Genomic DNA, 17,066 nt, shown 5'->3' with positions numbered 1-17,066 from the left:
AACGATGCCGGGGAAGGGAGAAGACGATTAATGCGCCTGGCCGCGTTCGATACCGATCCCGGTTTGTGAACGGATAAACTGGGCGCGGAACTGCTCGCGCTCGCGCATCCCTTCCGGTGAGTTATCGGTGGCGGAGAAGACCCAGATGCCAATGAACGCGATGGCAATGGAGAACAGCGCCGGATATTCATACGGGAACAGCGCTTTCTCATGGCCGAGGATCTGCACCCAAATGGTAGGACCGAGGATCATCAGAATGACCGCAGTCAGCAGGCCCAGCCAGCCGCCGACCATCGCGCCGCGGGTGGTCAGCTTCGACCAGTACATCGACAGCAGAATAATCGGGAAGTTACAGCTGGCGGCGATGGAGAAGGCCAGGCCGACCATGAAAGCAATGTTCTGATTTTCAAACAGAATACCCAGCAGAATGGCCACCACCCCAAGGATCAGTACGGTGATCTTGGAGACCTTCAGCTCCTGACGCTCGGTCGCGCCCTTGCGGAAGACGTTGGCGTACAGGTCGTGCGACACCGCTGACGCGCCGGCGAGGGTCAGGCCCGCCACCACCGCCAGGATAGTGGCGAAGGCTACCGCAGAGATAAACCCGAGGAACAGGTTGCCGCCAACCGCATCCGCCAGGTGCACCGCCGCCATGTTATTGCCGCCGATAAGCTGTCCGGCCGCGTCTTTAAACGCCGGGTTCGCGCCGACCAGCATGATGGCGCCGAAGCCGATGATAAAGGTCAGGATATAGAAATAGCCCATAAAACCGGTGGCGTAGAAGACGCTTTTACGTGCTTCTTTGGCGTCGCTCACGGTAAAGAAGCGCATCAGAATATGCGGCAGGCCAGCGGTACCGAACATCAGACCCAGACCCAGAGAGAGCGCGGATATCGGATCTTTCACCAGTCCGCCGGGACTCATAATCGCCGCCCCTTTCGGGTGGACCGCCATCGCCTCGGTAAACAGGTTATTGAAGCTGAAGCCGACGTGCTTCATGACCATAAAGGCCATAAAACTGGCGCCGCACAGCAGCAGAACCGCTTTAATAATCTGCACCCAGGTGGTCGCCAGCATGCCGCCGAACAGGACATAGAGCACCATCAGCACGCCAACCAGCACTACGGCGACATGGTAATTAAGGCCGAACAGCAGCTGGATCAGCTTGCCGGCGCCCACCATCTGGGCAATCAGATACAGGGCCACCACCACCAGCGAACCGCAGGCGGAGAGGGTGCGGATCGGCCCCTGCTTCAGGCGGTAAGAGGCGACATCGGCAAAAGTATAGCGGCCAAGATTGCGCAGACGTTCAGCAATTAGAAACAGGATAATCGGCCAGCCGACGAGAAAGCCCAGCGAGTAGATCAGCCCATCGTAGCCGGAGGTATACACCAGCGCGGAGATACCGAGGAACGACGCCGCTGACATAAAGTCGCCGGCAATCGCCAGCCCGTTCTGGAAGCCGGTAATATTGCCGCCGGCGGTGTAGTAATCGCTGCGCGAACGCACCCGTTTTGAGGCCCAGTAGGTGATGTACAGCGTCAGGGCAACGAAAATCAGGAACATGACAATCGCCTGCCAGTTGGTCGGCTGGCGCTGTACCGCGCCGGTAATAGCGTCTGCGGCGTGAGCGCCGAGGGGCAGCAGCGTGGCGGCGAGCGCCGTCAGGACTCTCTTGATCATGCTTTTACCTCGTTGAGAACGCTTTTGGTCAAACGGTCGAATTCACCGTTAGCTCGCCAGACATAAATACCGGTCAGGATAAACGAAATGACGATCACGCCAATGCCGAGCGGGATCCCGCGGGTGACGCTGGTTCCGGCGTGCAGCGGGGTGCCGAGCCAGCCGGGTGCAAAGGCGATAAGCAAAATAAAGCCCACGTAGATCACTAACATAATCACTGACAGAATGGCGGCAAACCGTTGCCGTGATGCAACTAACTCCCTGAAATGCGCACTATTTTCTATCCGCTGACAAAGTTGTTCATTCATCTTAGCGTCTCCAGAGGTCTCCCTTTCGTCATCCACTCGGCGGACGCTGGCGACAGCAACCCCTCCGGCGACGGAGCCGGGACAGGTTTTGCTGACGGCGTTCCTGCGAGTGAAATCCTGGGGGAGGGACTTATTTTTATCCTCTCCCCGGAAGGGGAGAGGGTGTAGGGAATCGGTCCTTACTTACGATGGCATGGTAATGGCCTGCTTCTCTTCGAGCAGTTTTTCCACGACGCCAGGATCGGCGAGGGTCGAGGTATCGCCGAGGTTGCTGGTGTCGCCTGCGGCAATCTTACGCAGAATGCGGCGCATGATTTTGCCCGAGCGGGTTTTCGGCAGCGAATCGGTCCAGTGCAGCACATCCGGCGTCGCCAGCGGACCGATCTCTTTGCGTACCCAGTTACGCACTTCGGCATACAACTCCGGCGTCGGTTCTTCGCCGTGATTGAGCGTCACGTAGGCATAGATGGCCTGACCTTTGATGTTATGCGGGATCCCCACCACCGCCGCTTCGGCGATTTTTGGGTGCGAGACCAGCGCCGATTCGATCTCGGCGGTCCCCAGACGGTGTCCGGAGACGTTCAGGACGTCATCGACCCGGCCGGTGATCCAGTAATAGCCATCTTCATCACGACGCGCGCCGTCGCCGCTAAAGTACATATTTTTGAAGGTGGAGAAGTAGGTTTGCTCAAAGCGCTCATGGTCGCCGAACAGGGTACGCGCCTGGCCGGGCCAGGAGTCGGCGATGGCGAGGTTGCCCTCGGTGGCGCCATCCAGCGGCAGGCCTTCGTTATCCACCAGCACCGGCTGGACGCCGAAGAACGGACGCGTCGCGGAGCCGGCCTTCAGCTCAATCGCGCCCGGCAGCGGAGTGATCATAAAGCCGCCGGTTTCGGTCTGCCACCAGGTGTCCATCACCGGGCACTTCTCGTTACCGATCTTCTTCCAGTACCACTCCCAGGCTTCCGGGTTAATCGGTTCGCCGACCGAGCCAAGAATGCGCAGCGAGGAGCGGTCTGTGCCTTCGATAGCTTTGTCGCCTTCCGCCATCAGGGCGCGAATAGCCGTCGGGGCGGTATAGAGAATGCTGACCTTATGCTTATCGACGACCTGGCACATGCGCGCCGGCGTAGGCCAGTTCGGCACCCCTTCGAACATCAGGGTGGTGGCGCCGCAGGCCAGTGGGCCGTACAGCAGATAGCTATGGCCGGTGACCCAGCCCACGTCGGCGGTGCACCAATAAATATCGCCCGGATGGTAGTCGAAAACGTATTTAAAGGTGGTGGCCGCATAGACCAGATAGCCGCCGGTGGTGTGCAGCACCCCTTTCGGTTTACCGGTGGAGCCGGAGGTATAGAGGATGAACAGCGGATCTTCGGCGTTCATTTCGACGGGCCGGTGTTCGGCGCTGGCGTTCGCAATCAGGTCGCTCCACCACAGATCGCGGCCTTCCTGCCAGTCGATATTGCCGCCGGTGCGTTTCAGGACCACCACGTGCTCAATGCTTTTCACGTTCGGGTTTTTCAGCGCGTCATCGACGTTTTTCTTCAGCGGGATGGCGCGACCGGCGCGCAGCCCTTCGTCAGCGGTGATCACCAGGCGTGAGCTGGAGTCGATAATGCGTCCGGCCACCGCCTCCGGCGAGAAGCCGCCGAAAATGACCGAGTGGATTGCCCCGATGCGGGCGCAGGCCAGCATCGCCACCGCGGCTTCCGGCACCATCGGCATATAGATAGCAACCACGTCGCCTTTTTTAATCCCGAGGTCGAGCAACACATTGGCGAAACGGCACACGTCTGCATGCAGTTCACGGTAGGTGATGTGCTTGCTTTGGCTGGCGTCGTCGCCTTCCCAGATGATGGCGGTTTGATCGCCGCGTTCGGCGAGGTGGCGGTCGAGACAGTTAGCGGCGAGGTTCAGGGTGCCATCTTCATACCATTTGATGGAAATATTACCCGGTGCGAAGGAGGTGTTCTTTACACGGGTATAGGGCCGCATCCAGTCAAGGATCTTGCCCTGCTCGCCCCAAAATGTATCAGGGTCGGTTATGGATTGTTGGTACTGCGCCTTGTACTGATCCGGGTTAATCAGGCAACGTTCCGCAATATTAGCGGGAATAGGGTGTTTGTGAATTTGGCTCATGGCTTTTTTTCTCCTTTGAACTTGTTAAATATATGTCAAACAAACGTTAAGAGTAGGGGTTTTGACAGCTTTGTTTGTTAATTGGGGGGCAGATCACGCAATGATTAAACTGGGTGAAATTTCATCAAATGAAACTTTGAAGCGAAATAATTACGCAAATGAATTTATAGAAACGGAAGCTGTGAAAATTTTTTTATTACAAATGCTTATGCAATATAACTGGGGGAAATTCGCTGCTTTATGCATAAAAGCAGAGGAAAGCCCTGTTCTTAAAGGCTTGCGCAGCATGCCGTGCAAATGATACTGATATTGCGCGTTAAATAACCCCACAAAGCAACGCAACACAATTCATACCCCCTGCAGTGGGTACCATGACGAAAAGGAATGGTGCCTTTCATTGAGGAAGTCAGTAGTGAAGAAAACAAAAAAAGTCAGTCTGGCCTGGCAAATTTTGCTAGCCCTGGTGCTGGGTATCCTTCTGGGCAGTTATCTGCATTACCACGCTGAAAGTCGCGATTGGTTAATTAGCAATTTGCTGACGCCGGCGGGCGATATCTTTATCCATCTGATTAAAATGATCGTGGTCCCGATTGTCATTTCGACCCTGGTGGTCGGGATTGCCGGCGTGGGTGACGCCAAACAGTTAGGGCGGATCGGTGCCAAAACCATTATCTATTTCGAAGTGATCACCACGGTGGCGATTGTGCTGGGTATCACCCTGGCCAACGTCTTCCAGCCGGGGACGGGCATTGATATGTCGCAGCTGGCGGCAGTTGATATTTCGAAATATCAGAACACCACCGCCGAAGTGCAGAGCCATGCGCACGGCCTGATGGGCACCATCCTGTCGCTGGTGCCGACCAATATCGTGGCATCGATGGCGAAAGGCGATATGCTGCCGATTATCTTCTTCTCGGTGCTGTTTGGCCTGGGGCTCTCCTCGCTGCCGGCGACCCACCGTGAGCCGCTGGTGACGGTCTTCCGCTCTATCTCCGAGACCATGTTTAAAGTCACCCATATGGTGATGCGCTATGCGCCGGTCGGGGTATTCGCCCTGATTTCGGTAACCGTCGCCACCTTCGGTTTCGCCTCGCTGTGGCCGCTGGCCAAGCTAGTGTTGCTGGTTTACTTTGCGATCCTGTTCTTCGCGCTGGTGGTGCTGGGGATTGTCGCGCGCCTGTGTGGTTTGAGCATCTGGATCCTGATCCGCATCCTGAAAGATGAGCTGATTCTGGCTTATTCTACCGCCAGTTCGGAGAGCGTACTGCCGCGCATTATTGAGAAGATGGAAGCCTACGGCGCACCGGCGTCGATCACCAGCTTTGTGGTGCCGACCGGTTACTCCTTCAACCTCGATGGTTCAACGCTGTATCAGAGCATCGCGGCGATCTTTATCGCCCAGCTGTACGGTATTGACCTCTCTATCTGGCAGGAGATTACCTTGGTGCTGACCCTGATGGTGACCTCGAAAGGGATCGCCGGCGTGCCGGGCGTCTCTTTCGTGGTGCTGCTGGCCACCCTGGGTAGCGTCGGGATCCCGCTGGAAGGGCTTGCCTTTATTGCCGGCGTCGACCGTATCCTCGACATGGCGCGTACCGCGCTGAACGTGGTGGGTAATGCGCTGGCGGTGCTGGTTATCGCCAAGTGGGAGCATAAGTTCGACCGCAAAAAAGCGCTGGCGTATGAACGCGAAGTGCTGGGCAAGTTTGATAAAACCGCCCAATAAAACACAAAGCCCGGCGCGATAGCGCCGGGCTTTTTCTTATCCTTTACTAATCCGGTCAAACTCTTCGCAGCCGGTATCAAACCCCTCCAGGCAACTGACGTTGAGCCAGTGCAGCGCCTTCTGCTTATTCGGTTCGATAAAGCCTTTCTCTCCCTGCTGGAACATCATCCCGGCCCAGTATTCGGCATAGCCGGTGCGGGAAAGTGATGAACTGCCTTTAAAGTATTCACTTGCTTTCACATCATCCTCCGGGCCGTGTACGCCGCTGGCGTAGATCAGCCCCAGCAGCATCTGGGCATCTACCGCCGCATCGCTTTCGCTATCCCGGGCAGCATCCTGCAGCAGCGTGATGGCGTGCGCTACGTCGGTGGCGCCAGCCTGACGGTTGACCAGCACCCGCGCGAGGACGATCTCTCCGGATTTACTGCCGGCCTCGACGGCTTTTTCCGCCAGCTGGCGGGCCTGCGGATAGTCCGCCTGTTGGGGGTTACGGATTTTGAGCTGCGCCAGCAGCGCCAGCGCATCGCCATCGCCCTGGGCGGCCGCCTTCTGCGCCCAGTATTCGGCTTTTTGATAATCGCCGGAGCTGACCCAGGTATCGGCAAGGTAATATTGCGCGCGTCGATCGCCGGCTTCGGCCTGCTGTTGATACTGACTGCCAGGTTCGGTGGCCACCGCTGCGCCGCTGGTGAAAACCAGTAGAAATAAAAAGAGGTATTTCATTTGTATTTATTATCAGTAAGGAACATAGCGCGCAGTATAAAGGGAGGCGAAAAAGAAGAAAATGGCGGGTATCGGTAGGTAGGGCCGATTTGCGTTACCTGACCGTAGGCCCGCGCCAGCGCAGCGCCGCCGGGCGACAGACTGTGGACACGGAGCCGTTTATGTGCCGGGTGGCGGCTGCGCCTGACCCGGCCTACGCATCGCGCGAGCCGGGTCAGACCGCCGAACCTTAACCCATCGCGCTTTCGCGCAGGCGGGATTTCAGCTTGTTGTACTCGTCGATCACGTACTGTTCCGCGGCGCGCTGATCGGCAATCCGCTCAACGTTGACCGCGCAGTACTTGTACTCCGGCGTTTTGGTTATCGGACTCAGGTTCTCTGAGACCAGTTCGTTACAGGCGCCGATCCACCACTGGTAGGTCATGTACACCGCGCCTTTATTCGGCCGATCGCTGACCTGCGCGCGGGTGATGATGCGCCCCTTACGCGAATTGACCCATACCAGCTCTTCATCTTCGATGCCTAGCCGTTCGGCGTCGGCGGTGTTGATTTGCGCATAGCCTGGTTCATCCGCCAGCGCCGCCAGCGCCGCGCAGTTACCGGTCATTGAACGGCACGAGTAATGGCCGACCTCGCGCACCGTCGACAATACCATCGGGTACTCATCGGTAAGCTTATCGATCGGCGCGACCCAGTCGCAGGTGAAGAACTGCGCCAGTCCGTTCGGGGTATCGAACTTCTCTTTAAACAGATACGACGTTCCCTGATCGGCGTCGGACTCATCGCGGCACGGCCACATGACATAGCCGAGCTCACCCATTTTCTCGTAGGTGGCGCCGTAGAAGTCCGGGCACAGATGCCGCAACTCGTCCCAGATCTCCTGGGTGTTATTGTAATGCATCGGATAGCCCATCCGGGTGGCGATTTCGCTGATGATCTGCCAGTCGGTTTTCAGGTCCCACTTCGGCTCCACCGCTTTAAAGAAGCGCTGGAAGCCGCGGTCCGCTGCGGTATACACGCCTTCGTGCTCGCCCCACGAGGTGGACGGCAGGATGACGTCGGCCGCGGAGGCGGTTTTGGTCATGAAAATGTCCTGGACGATAACCAGTTCCAGATCGTCGAACGCTTTGCGGACCGCCGAGAGTTCGGCGTCGGTCTGCAGCGGATCCTCACCCATAATGTACGCCGCCCGCACTTCACCGTGCGCCGCGCGGTGCGGCAATTCGCTGATGCGATAACCGGTATGCGCAGGCAGGCTTTCCACGCCCCAGGCTTTGGCGAATTTCTCGCGGTTCTCCGGGAACTTGACGTACTGATAGCCCGGATAGGTATCCGGTAGCGCACCCATATCGCAGGCGCCCTGAACGTTGTTCTGGCCGCGTACCGGGTTGACGCCGACGCTCGGCTTGCCGAGGTTGCCGGTGAGGATCGCGAGGCTGGTCAGCGACCGCACCGTCTCCACGCCCTGGTAGAACTGGGTGACGCCCATGCCCCACAGGATGGCGGCGGATTTGGCGCTGGCATACATCCGGGCGCAGGCGCGGATCTCCTGGGCGCTGACCCCGGTGATCTCCTCCACCGACTCCGGCGTATAGCCTTCAACGATTTTGCGATACTCCTCGAAGCCTTCGGAACGGCTGGCGACGAAGGATTTATCGTACAGATCCTCTTCAATAATCACGTGGCCAATGGCGTTGAGCAGCGCGATGTTCGAGCCGTTCTTCAGCGCAATGTGCATATCGGCGATGCGCGCGGTTTCAATTTTGCGCGGGTCGCAGACGATAATTTTCGCCCCGTTGCGTTTAGCGTTAATGACGTGATTCGCCACGATAGGGTGGGAATCCGCCGGGTTGTAACCGAAGATAAACACCAGATCGGTGTTATCAATCTCCGTGATGGCATTACTCATGGCGCCGTTACCGACCGACTGGTGCAGACCTGCAACCGAAGGGCCGTGTCAGACGCGAGCGCAGCAGTCGACGTTATTGGTACCAATAACGGCGCGCGCGAATTTTTGCATCACATAGTTGGTTTCATTACCGGTGCCGCGGGAGGAGCCGGTGGTTTGGATCGCATCCGGGCCATATTTGGCTTTAATGGCGCTGAGGCGGGTGGCGACGTAATCCAGCGCCTCGTCCCAGGAGACGGCTTCCAGCTTGCCGCCGCGTTGACGGCGGATCATGGGGGTTTTCAGGCGCGGCGTTAGGATCTGGGTATCGTTAATGAAGTCCCAGCCATAATAGCCCTTCAGGCACAGGGTTCCCTGGTTGGTTTTCCCCTGCGCCGCTTCAGCCCGAACGATTTTGCCGTTATCGACCACCAGGTTGATTTTGCAACCTGATGCGCAATATGGGCAAACCGTGACGACTTTTTTCATCGGTCTTGCTCCAGTTATTCAATGGGCGCGTTTGCGCTATCGCGCCGTCACTATGCATCTTCTATGCCATATTTTCATTGTGGGTATTCCTTGATGATACGCGGGTTTTTTGGGCGGAATGCTGACGAAAAACAGCCTGTCGACAGATTTGACGTGTCGATACCCTGGAGATGTGACGGCGCTTGAAAAAATGTCACCGGGAGAGGAATTTGTCGGCGCAGGCTTGCAGAATCGATCAGACTGACACTAATTCCCGGCGGGCAGAGGCAAAAATGAAACCAGTCATTTTAGTGGTGGATGATGACAGGGCAATGGGCGAGCTGCTCAGCGATGTGCTCGGCGCGCACGCGTTTGAAGTGCTTGTCAGCCAGACCGGCAACGACGCGCTGACGACGGTGGCGCAGCGGGCGGATATCGCGCTGGTCTTACTGGATATGATCCTGCCGGATACCCATGGCCTGCAGGTGCTCCAGCAGCTGCAGCGCACGCGGCCTGAGCTGCCGGTGGTGATGCTCTCCGGTCTGGGCAGTGAGTCTGATGTGGTGGTGGGCCTGGAGATGGGCGCCGATGATTACATCGCCAAACCGTTCAGCTCGCGGGTGGTGGTCGCCCGGGTGAAAGCGGTACTGCGACGCAGCGGGGCGCTGGCCGGCGAGGCGTCGGGCGCCGGTGCTGGCCTGACGTTTAACGGCTGGCGGCTGGATACCACGCGCTGTGAACTGTATAACCCGCAGCAGCAGGCGATCCCGCTGACCCAGGGAGAATATGGCCTGCTGCTGGCGCTGGCGCAGAACGCGCGCCGGGTATTGAATCGCGAACAGCTGCTGGCGCTGACTCATAATGAAAGCACCGAGGTATTCGACCGGACCATCGATGTGCTGATCATGCGCCTGCGGCGCAAAATTGAGCTCAACCCGCATCAGCCGACGTTGATTAAAACCCTGCGCGGTCTGGGCTATGTCTTTTCCGCCGACGTGACCCACAGCGAGAAGGCGGCGTAGGGCGGGAAGCTGTCTAACCGGCCCGCCCGGCGCTGGAGTATCTAACCATTCTGCAATTGTATAAACGCCTGCAGCTCAGGGAGCGTTTTGGCGCCGTCGATCGCATTGGCGGCCTGCAGGCTGGCGCGGGCGCAGGCGTGAGCCAGCTGCAGACTGGCGGTTAACGGCCAGCGTTCGTGGCTGCCGTACAGCAGGCCGGCGCAGAAGGCGTCCCCCGCGCCGACGCTGCCGATAATCTCCTCCGGCGGCAGCCGCCATGACGGTACCCAGCGCCCGGCTTCGGTACGGGAGACGCCCCATGCCCCCTCCGGACAATGGATCACTACCCGCTGGCGTACGCCGGCGTCAAGCAATGCGCTGGCGGCGCGGGCGATATTGGCGACGTGCGGCTCGCCGTTGGGTAGACGAATCTCCAGCCCGCTAAACTCGCTGGCTTCCAGTTCATTGATGGCCAGGTAGTCAAGATGCTTCAGCGCCGGCAGGACCAGCGGCCGGTAGCGCGGGTCGCCCTTGCGCGACACCAGATCGAGGGACACCTCATAGCCTCGCTCGCGCATCTGCGCCAGCAGTCGCGCGCTGCGGGTGCCGTACACTTCATCGGGGCGATCGAGGCTTTCGAGCAGCAGCAGATAGCCGAGATGGAAAATTTTCAGCGGCGCATCCAGCGGCTCAAAAGCCGGGAGATCAAGCAGGCGGTTGGCGCCGGGAGAGTGAAAGAAAGTGCGCTGGCCTTCGGCGTCGGTCATCACCTGGGTCATCGAGGTGGGGGCGGAGCTGGTGCGCTGTACGAGCTGGCGATTGATATGGTACTGATCGAGCATGGCGGTGATGTAGTCGCCATCGTTATCCTCGCCAATCAGGCCGACCGCCTGCAGCGGCAGCCCGGCGTGCATTTTGGCCAGGGTCAGCAGGACATTCAGCGGCGCGCCGCCGGTGGCGCGTTCGCTATGGACAATTTCCACCAGCCAGCCGCGCTCCGGCCACTGCCCGATCTGGTGGACATGATCGACCAGCATGTTGCCTGCGGCAATAATGCCTTTCCGTTCCATGATCGCTACTCCGCGCCGTCATATTCGTTAAGCGTAGCGCACAATCGGCGGAACGATTGTGCGCCTGGTTGCGCTTATTTCACGGTCCAGCCTTTGTAAGAGCTGACGTTATTTTTGTCGATCATCGTCACCGGGATCAGTACCGGCGCGGTCGGCGCCGGTTTGCCCTGCAGGATGTCGTAGCCAATCTCCACCGCCTTCGCCGCCATCACCTGTGGGTCCTGCGCTGGGGTGGCGACGAACAGCGAGTTCTTACGCTTCAGCGCCTCTTCGCCGTCCGGGCTGCCGTCGACGCCGACGATGAAGAACTCGCTGCGCTGCGCCTGTTTCGCTGCCAGATCGGCACCAATCGCCGTCGGATCGTTGATCGCGAACACGCCGTCAATCTTCGGATTGGCCGCCAGCAGGGAGGTCATCACCTCCAGGCCGCCTTCCCGGCTGCCTTTGGCGTTCTGGTTGGCGGAGAGGATTTTAATGTCCGGGTGTTTTTTGAACTCCGTTTCGCAGCCTTCGACGCGGTTTTGTACGGCGGAGACCGGCGGCCCGTTGATGATCACCACGTTGCCTTTGTTGTTCAGGCGGTCGCTAATGTATTTACAGGCCAGCTCGCCCGCCTGGGTGTTATCGGAGGTGATGGTGGCGTCGGCCCCTTCGGCGGCGACGTCAACCGCCACCACCACGATCCCGGCCTCTTTGGCCCGCTTCACCGCCGGGCCAATGCCTTTCGAATCGGCGGCGTTGAGGATGATCATATCGACTTTGGCGGCGATAAAGTTATCGATCTGCGCCACCTGCTGGCCCAGATCGTAGCCGCTGGAGACCAGCGTCACTTTGACGTTATCCCCCGCCAGTTTGCGGGCCTCCAGCTCCGCCCCTTTGGTGATCTGCACAAAGAACGGGTTGGCAAGGTCGCCCACCGTCACGCCAATCGCTTTCAGCTCTTTGGCCGACGCAAAAGGGGAGGCGGCCAGCAGCGCGCCAGCACACAGCGCGGTGACTATCGGTTTTAAACGCATTCGCTTTTCCTCGCAGGTAAGATGTTGTTGTTATGCACTTTGATGATGTCGGGTACGGTATTTGTCGATCAGCACCGCAATGATGATCACCGCCCCTTTGATCACCAGTTGCCAGAAGTAGGAGACCCCCATCAGGGTCATGCCGTTATTGAGGGTGGCGATAATTAGCGCCCCCACCAGCGTACCGGTGATGGTGCCGATACCGCCGACGAAGCTGGTGCCGCCGAGAATGACCGCGGCGATGGCGTCCAGCTCGTAGCCGACGCCGAGGTTGCCGTTGGCACTGTACAGCCGCGAAGCGCTCATCACCCCGCCAAGGCCGGAGAGCAGGCCGCTCATGCCATAGACAAACAGCAGCACCAGCCAGACTTTGATGCCGGTCAGCCGCGCCGCCTGCATGTTGCCGCCCACCGCGTAGATATGCACCCCAAGGGTGGTGCGGCGCAGGATAAACCAGCACACCGCGATCACCGCCAGGGCGATGACTACCAGCCACGGCACCGGGCCGAGGTAGTCATTGCCGATCCACTCGAAGCTGATATCGGAGTTGATCACCGTGGTGCCGTCGGCCAGCAGATAGGCGGCGCCGCGCAGCGCCGTGTAGGTGCCGAGGGTGACGATAAACGGCGGTAGCCCGGCGAAGGCGACCAGCGCGCCGTTGAACAGGCCGAGCAGCAGGCCGAGCATCAGCGCCGCCGGAATCGACAGCAACGCAAACTCCGGGATCAGCGACACCACCATCGCGGCCACTGCGGTGGTGCCAAGGATGGAGCCGACGGAAAGGTCAATGCCGCCGGTGAGGATGATGAAGGTCATTCCCGCCGCCAGCACAATGTTGATCGAGGCCTGGCGGGTGATATTCAGCAGATTGCTTTCCGTGAAAAAGTTGGGGGCGATAAAGCCGAAAACGGCGACGATCAGGATGAGGATCGGCAGAATGCCGACGGTCTGCATCAGGTCGCCCATCAACATTTTTTTCGCTGAAGCGGATTTCGCGACCGGCGCGGAGTTCTCTTTCGGTATGCTCATAGTTGCCCTGCCTTAAGGTGAGAATCGGTCACGCCGGTGGCCAGCGTCATGATACTTTCCTGGCTAATATCACCGGCCTGTAGCTCGCCGGCGATAACGCCCTCGCGCATCACATAGACCCGGTCGCTCATGCCCACCACTTCGGGCAGCTCGCTGGAGATCATCAGAATGGCGACGCCCTGGCGCGCCATGTCGTTCATGATGCGGTAAATTTCGCTTTTCGCGCCGACGTCGACGCCGCGGGTGGGTTCATCGAGGATTAGAATGCGCGGGCCAATCGCCACCCAGCGCGAAATTAACAGCTTCTGCTGGTTGCCGCCGGACAGTCCGCCGGCGCGCACCTGGGCGTGCGGCACGCGGATGTTAAGCAACTGGATGGCGTCATCGGAGATGGTTTGCGCCTTCCGGCGGTTGAGCATTCCCCAGGTCGCGTCGCGCTCCAGCGTCGCCATGGTGATGTTTTCCTGGGCTGCCAGTTCGAGAAACAACCCCTGTTCTTTGCGGTTTTCGGTCAGAAAGCCGATCCCGAGGTCGATGGCTTCCCGCGGCGAGTGGATCACCACCGGCTCGCCGTCGATCTCAATCACCCCGGCGGTGGCTTTGCGCACCCCGAAGATCAGCTGCGCCAGTTCGGAACGCCCGGCGCCGACCAGCCCGGCGAGGCCGACGATTTCGCCGGCATGCACCACCAGGCTGCTGGGCTTAACCTTGCCGCCATCGGTCAGATCCTCGACCCGCAGGCGCGGCTGGCCGCGGGGAATGTCCCGTTCTTTATTGAACAGATCGCTGAGCGGCCGACCGACCATCATGCGCACCAGCTCCGGCGCGTTGAGCTTGTCGCGCACCAGGCTGCCGACATACTGCCCATCGCGCAGGACGCTGACCCGGTCGGAGAGCTCATACACTTCCGCCATGCGGTGGCTGATATAGATGATCGCCATCCCCTCATCGCGCAGGCGCAGGATGAGCTCGAACAGGCGCTGGGTTTCCCGCGAGGAGAGGGCGGCGGTGGGTTCATCCATCACCAGAATGCGGCTTTGACGGTGCAGGGCGCGGGCGATCTCCACCTGCTGTTGTTCGGCGATGGTCAGGGTCATCACCCGGTCGCTGGCTTTGAACTGGGCGCCGAGACGGTCGATCACCGCCTGCGCCTGGCTGAGCATGGCTTTGCGCTGCACCAGACCACCGCGCGCCAGCTCGCTGCCGAGGAAAATGTTTTCCGCGACGGTCAGGTTCGGCGCCAGCTGCATCTCCTGGTAGATCAACGTGATCCCGGCGGCCAGCGCGTCCTTGGGGCCGCGGATCGTTTGCGGTTTTCCGTCGATCAGGATCTCGCCGCTGGTGGCGCTATAGGCGCCGGCGAGGATCTTCATCAGCGTGCTTTTTCCGGCGCCGTTCTCCCCCATCAGAGCATGGATCTCGCCGGGCCAGACCGCCAGGTCGACGCCCTTCAGCGCGTAGAATTTGCCAAAAGCTTTGGCGATATGGCGCATTTCCAGTACCGGGGTGGCGGTCATCGCGGCGCTCCTGTCTGTAAGAACAATAGCTGCAGTCCACCATCGAAAAATAAATGCAGAATGTCAGAATCCATTCATATTTGTCATAGTGATAAATAGTTAACCGCGATCACAGTTACGCGGCGTCATTTTCTGCACCGTCACGCTTATCTGCCGACCGATCCTTCACCGGAGTTGTTATGACCGCTCGCCGATACCCGTTTTTCACCAGCGCCCGTGGCCGCCTGCTCTCCTTTAATCTGCTGATGGTCGTGGTCACCCTGTTGGTCAGCGGCGTGGCGGTGTTCGGCTTTCATCACGCCAGCCAGCTGCAGGAGCAGGTGCAGCGCCAGACTCTCAACGACATGCGAGGCAGTATGGATCTGGCGCGGGACACGGCGAATGTCGCCACGGCGGCGGTGCGCCTGTCGCAGGTGGTGGGGGCGCTGGAGTACAAAAGCGAAGCGGAACGGCTGCTGGCGACGCAGCAGGCGCTGAAGCACTCGCTGGCCCAGCTGGCGGCGGCCCCGCTGGCGCAGCAGGAGCAGGCGCGGGTGGCCAATATTATTCGCCGCAGCAACGCGCTGCAGCAGAGCGTGGCGGAGATGCTGGAGCGCGGCCAGCGCCGCCATCTGCAGCGCAATGCGCTGCTGAGTTCGCTTTACCAGAATCAGAGTAACCTGCGCCATCTCGCCGATCTTAACGATCGCGGCGGGGATAAGGCGATCGATCCGCGCCGGCTGGCCGAGATGGACCGGCTGATCGTGGCTGCGATCCATACCGTCACGCCGCGGTCGATCGTCCTGCAACTCGACCAGCTGCGCGGCGCCCTGCCGACACGCAGCGCCGATCCCGCGCTGGCGTTTGTCCTCCCTGATGTGACCCGCGAACTGGCGACGCTGGCCCCGCTGTCGGCCCAGCTGGAGGAGAGCGACCTGACGATCAGCTGGTACATGTATCACATCAAAGCGCTGGTCGCGTTGCTTAACGAAGATATCAATCAGTACGTGACCCGGGTGGCGGAAGCCTCAGAGCAGCGGGCGGCGCAGAGCCATCGGGAGCTGCGCTCCATCAGTATGTTTATTCTGCTTTCCGCGCTGCTGGCGCTGGCGATCACCGGCTGCGCCGGGTGGTACATCTACCGTAATCTCGGCTCGAACCTGACCGCCATCTCGCGGGCGATGTCGCGGCTGGCTCAGGGAGAGCCGAACGTCTCGGTGCCGGCCCTGCAGCGGCGCGACGAGCTGGGGGAGCTGGCGCGGGCCTTTAACGTTTTCGCCCGCAATATGGCGTCGCTGGAGCACACCACCCGGCTGCTGAAAGAGAAGACCAACCAGATGGAGATCGATCGGATTAAGCGCCAGGAGCTGGAGGAGGCGCTGCTGCATAGTCAGAAGATGAAGGCCGTCGGCCAGCTGACCGGAGGTCTGGCGCATGACTTTAACAACCTGCTGGCGGTGATTATCGGCAGCCTTGAGCTGGTGGAGCCGGATGCGCGCGATGCGCCGCGCCTCTCCAGGGCGCTGAAGGCGGCGGAGCGTGGGGCGCTTCTGACCCAGCGGCTGCTGGCCTTTTCGCGCAAGCAGGCGCTGCATCCCCAGGCGGTGGCGATGGCGCCGCTACTGGAGAACCTCAGCGAGCTGATGCGTCACTCCCTGCCGGCGACCTTAAGCCTGGAGATTGAGGCGCAGTCGCCGGCGTGGCCGGCATGGATAGACGTTGGCCAGCTGGAAAACGCCCTGATCAATCTGGTGATGAACGCCCGCGACGCCATGGCGGGGCGCGACGGGGTCATCAAAATACGCACCTGGAATCAGCGGGTCACCCGCAGCAGCGGCCAGCGGCAGGATATGGTGGCCCTGGAGGTGATCGATCATGGCAGCGGGATGTCGCAGGCGGTGAAAGCCCGGGTGTTTGAACCTTTCTTCACCACCAAAGCCACCGGCAGCGGCAGCGGCCTGGGGCTGTCGATGGTGTATGGCTTTGTGCGCCAGTCTGGCGGCCGGGTGGCGCTGGAGAGCGCGCCGGGGCAGGGGACGACGGTGCGGCTGCAGCTGCCGCGAGCGTTGACCGAGGTTGAGAAGGAGGTGGCGCCAGCGGTGGACGAGCCGTCCCCGGCGGGCGAGCGGCTGGCGCTGGTGCTGGAAGATGAAGAGGATGTCCGCCAGACGCTATGTGAACAGCTGCATCAGCTGGGCTGGCTGACGCTGGAAACCGCCAGCGGTGAAGAGGCGCTGCAGCTGCTGGAGGCCTCGCCGGATATTGCCCTGCTGATTAGCGATCTGATGCTGCCCGGGGCCCTGAGCGGCGCCGATGTGATCCATACCGCCCGACGCCGCTTTCCGGCGCTGCCGGTGCTACTGATCAGCGGCCAGGATTTGCGTCCAGCGCAGAACCCGGCCCTGCCGGAGGTTGAGTGGCTGCGTAAGCCGTTTACCCGAGCCCAGCTGGCGCAGGCGCTGAGCGCGGCGTACGCGAGGATTTGAGATTCCTCCGCTACCCGGGTTTCATGCGGA

General features: G+C 60.1%; 13 protein-coding genes. 4 read left to right on the top strand and 9 right to left on the bottom strand.

What is annotated here, in order from left to right; translation table 11 throughout:
• Positions 1 to 27: 27 nt before the first annotated feature.
• From actP to acs, 3 genes are all read right to left on the bottom strand, one after another.
• Positions 28 to 1,680, bottom strand: coding sequence for a cation/acetate symporter ActP (gene actP / locus LPQ25_RS24185; protein WP_024623073.1), 1,653 nt, complete (start codon positions 1,678 to 1,680; stop codon positions 28 to 30).
• Positions 1,680 to 1,991 (bottom strand): DUF485 domain-containing protein, encoded by a 312-nt coding sequence (locus tag LPQ25_RS24180; RefSeq protein ID WP_004177812.1) that lies wholly within the window; start codon positions 1,989 to 1,991, stop codon positions 1,680 to 1,682. The genes actP and LPQ25_RS24180 overlap by 1 nt, the downstream gene beginning before the upstream one ends.
• 183 nt (positions 1,992 to 2,174) lie before the next feature.
• A complete protein-coding gene (gene acs, locus LPQ25_RS24175; RefSeq protein ID WP_002885145.1) occupies positions 2,175 to 4,133 on the bottom strand; it encodes an acetate--CoA ligase in 1,959 nt (652 codons plus the stop codon).
• 100 nt (positions 4,134 to 4,233) lie between these two features.
• Between acs and LPQ25_RS24170 the strand changes: the two genes are divergently transcribed.
• Together LPQ25_RS24170 and gltP are read left to right on the top strand one after the other, a co-directional pair.
• Positions 4,234 to 4,434 carry a hypothetical protein gene (locus LPQ25_RS24170; RefSeq protein ID WP_087748827.1) on the top strand — a complete coding sequence of 67 codons (201 nt, stop codon included), beginning with the start codon at positions 4,234 to 4,236 and terminating at the stop codon, positions 4,432 to 4,434.
• Positions 4,435 to 4,545: 111 nt separating this feature from the next.
• Positions 4,546 to 5,859, top strand: coding sequence for a glutamate/aspartate:proton symporter GltP (gene gltP, locus LPQ25_RS24165; RefSeq protein WP_004146659.1), 1,314 nt, complete (start codon positions 4,546 to 4,548; stop codon positions 5,857 to 5,859).
• 36 nt (positions 5,860 to 5,895) lie between these two features.
• Here gltP and LPQ25_RS24160 read toward each other — a convergent pair whose 3' ends face one another.
• Both LPQ25_RS24160 and LPQ25_RS24155 read right to left on the bottom strand, forming a co-directional pair.
• Positions 5,896 to 6,582: a tetratricopeptide repeat protein gene (locus tag LPQ25_RS24160; RefSeq protein ID WP_004151733.1), complete on the bottom strand. Its 687-nt coding sequence runs from the start codon at positions 6,580 to 6,582 to the stop codon at positions 5,896 to 5,898.
• Positions 6,583 to 6,811: 229 nt separating this feature from the next.
• Positions 6,812 to 8,959 (bottom strand): formate dehydrogenase H subunit alpha, selenocysteine-containing, encoded by a 2,148-nt coding sequence (locus tag LPQ25_RS24155; RefSeq protein ID WP_012737173.1) that lies wholly within the window; start codon positions 8,957 to 8,959, stop codon positions 6,812 to 6,814.
• Positions 8,960 to 9,231: 272 nt separating this feature from the next.
• Here LPQ25_RS24155 and LPQ25_RS24150 point away from each other — a divergent pair, with 272 nt between their 5' ends.
• Positions 9,232 to 9,960, top strand: a complete 729-nt coding sequence (locus tag LPQ25_RS24150; RefSeq protein WP_002885152.1) for a response regulator transcription factor — start codon at positions 9,232 to 9,234, stop codon at positions 9,958 to 9,960.
• A 41-nt stretch (positions 9,961 to 10,001) separates the two neighbouring features.
• Here the strand turns inward: LPQ25_RS24150 and LPQ25_RS24145 are convergent, their stop codons facing one another.
• From LPQ25_RS24145 to LPQ25_RS24130, 4 genes are all read right to left on the bottom strand, one after another.
• Positions 10,002 to 11,009, bottom strand: a complete 1,008-nt coding sequence (locus tag LPQ25_RS24145; protein WP_012737174.1) for a carbohydrate kinase family protein — start codon at positions 11,007 to 11,009, stop codon at positions 10,002 to 10,004.
• A 74-nt stretch (positions 11,010 to 11,083) separates the two neighbouring features.
• On the bottom strand, positions 11,084 to 12,025 hold the full coding sequence (locus LPQ25_RS24140) for an ABC transporter substrate-binding protein (RefSeq protein WP_002885156.1): 942 nt from the start codon (positions 12,023 to 12,025) through the stop codon (positions 11,084 to 11,086).
• A 30-nt stretch (positions 12,026 to 12,055) separates the two neighbouring features.
• The gene (locus LPQ25_RS24135) at positions 12,056 to 13,054 is read right to left on the bottom strand and encodes an ABC transporter permease subunit (RefSeq protein WP_012737175.1); all 999 of its coding nucleotides are present in this window, start codon (positions 13,052 to 13,054) and stop codon (positions 12,056 to 12,058) included.
• Positions 13,051 to 14,571 carry a sugar ABC transporter ATP-binding protein gene (locus LPQ25_RS24130; protein WP_012737176.1) on the bottom strand — a complete coding sequence of 507 codons (1,521 nt, stop codon included), beginning with the start codon at positions 14,569 to 14,571 and terminating at the stop codon, positions 13,051 to 13,053. Before LPQ25_RS24130 ends, LPQ25_RS24135 begins: the two co-directional genes overlap by 4 nt.
• Positions 14,572 to 14,750: 179 nt before the next feature.
• On the opposite strand from LPQ25_RS24130, the gene LPQ25_RS24125 reads away from it, so the two are divergent.
• The gene (locus tag LPQ25_RS24125; RefSeq protein WP_012737177.1) at positions 14,751 to 17,036 is read left to right on the top strand and encodes an ATP-binding protein; all 2,286 of its coding nucleotides are present in this window, start codon (positions 14,751 to 14,753) and stop codon (positions 17,034 to 17,036) included.
• The last annotated feature ends 30 nt before the right edge of the window (positions 17,037 to 17,066 follow it).

Source organism: Klebsiella sp. KPN54798 (assembly GCF_021184225.1).
Taxonomy (GTDB): Bacteria; Pseudomonadota; Gammaproteobacteria; order Enterobacterales; family Enterobacteriaceae; genus Klebsiella; species Klebsiella pneumoniae.
The sequence above is the reverse complement of the archived record's forward strand: the minus strand, read 5'-3'. Positions and strand labels throughout refer to the sequence as shown.

Bases quoted from the DNA above. Each gene is read 5' to 3' on its own strand.
- LPQ25_RS24180 (WP_004177812.1), bottom strand. From the start codon at position 1,991: ATGAATGAACAACTTTGTCAGCGGATAGAAAATAGTGCGCATTTCAGG.
- acs (WP_002885145.1), bottom strand. From the start codon at position 4,133: ATGAGCCAAATTCACAAACACCCTATTCCCGCTAATATTGCGGAACGT.
- LPQ25_RS24170 (WP_087748827.1), top strand. From the start codon at position 4,234: ATGATTAAACTGGGTGAAATTTCATCAAATGAAACTTTGAAGCGAAAT.
- LPQ25_RS24160 (WP_004151733.1), bottom strand. From the start codon at position 6,582: ATGAAATACCTCTTTTTATTTCTACTGGTTTTCACCAGCGGCGCAGCG.
- LPQ25_RS24150 (WP_002885152.1), top strand. From the start codon at position 9,232: ATGAAACCAGTCATTTTAGTGGTGGATGATGACAGGGCAATGGGCGAG.
- LPQ25_RS24145 (WP_012737174.1), bottom strand. From the start codon at position 11,009: ATGGAACGGAAAGGCATTATTGCCGCAGGCAACATGCTGGTCGATCAT.
- LPQ25_RS24140 (WP_002885156.1), bottom strand. From the start codon at position 12,025: ATGCGTTTAAAACCGATAGTCACCGCGCTGTGTGCTGGCGCGCTGCTG.
- LPQ25_RS24135 (WP_012737175.1), bottom strand. From the start codon at position 13,054: ATGAGCATACCGAAAGAGAACTCCGCGCCGGTCGCGAAATCCGCTTCA.
- LPQ25_RS24130 (WP_012737176.1), bottom strand. From the start codon at position 14,571: ATGACCGCCACCCCGGTACTGGAAATGCGCCATATCGCCAAAGCTTTT.
- LPQ25_RS24125 (WP_012737177.1), top strand. From the start codon at position 14,751: ATGACCGCTCGCCGATACCCGTTTTTCACCAGCGCCCGTGGCCGCCTG.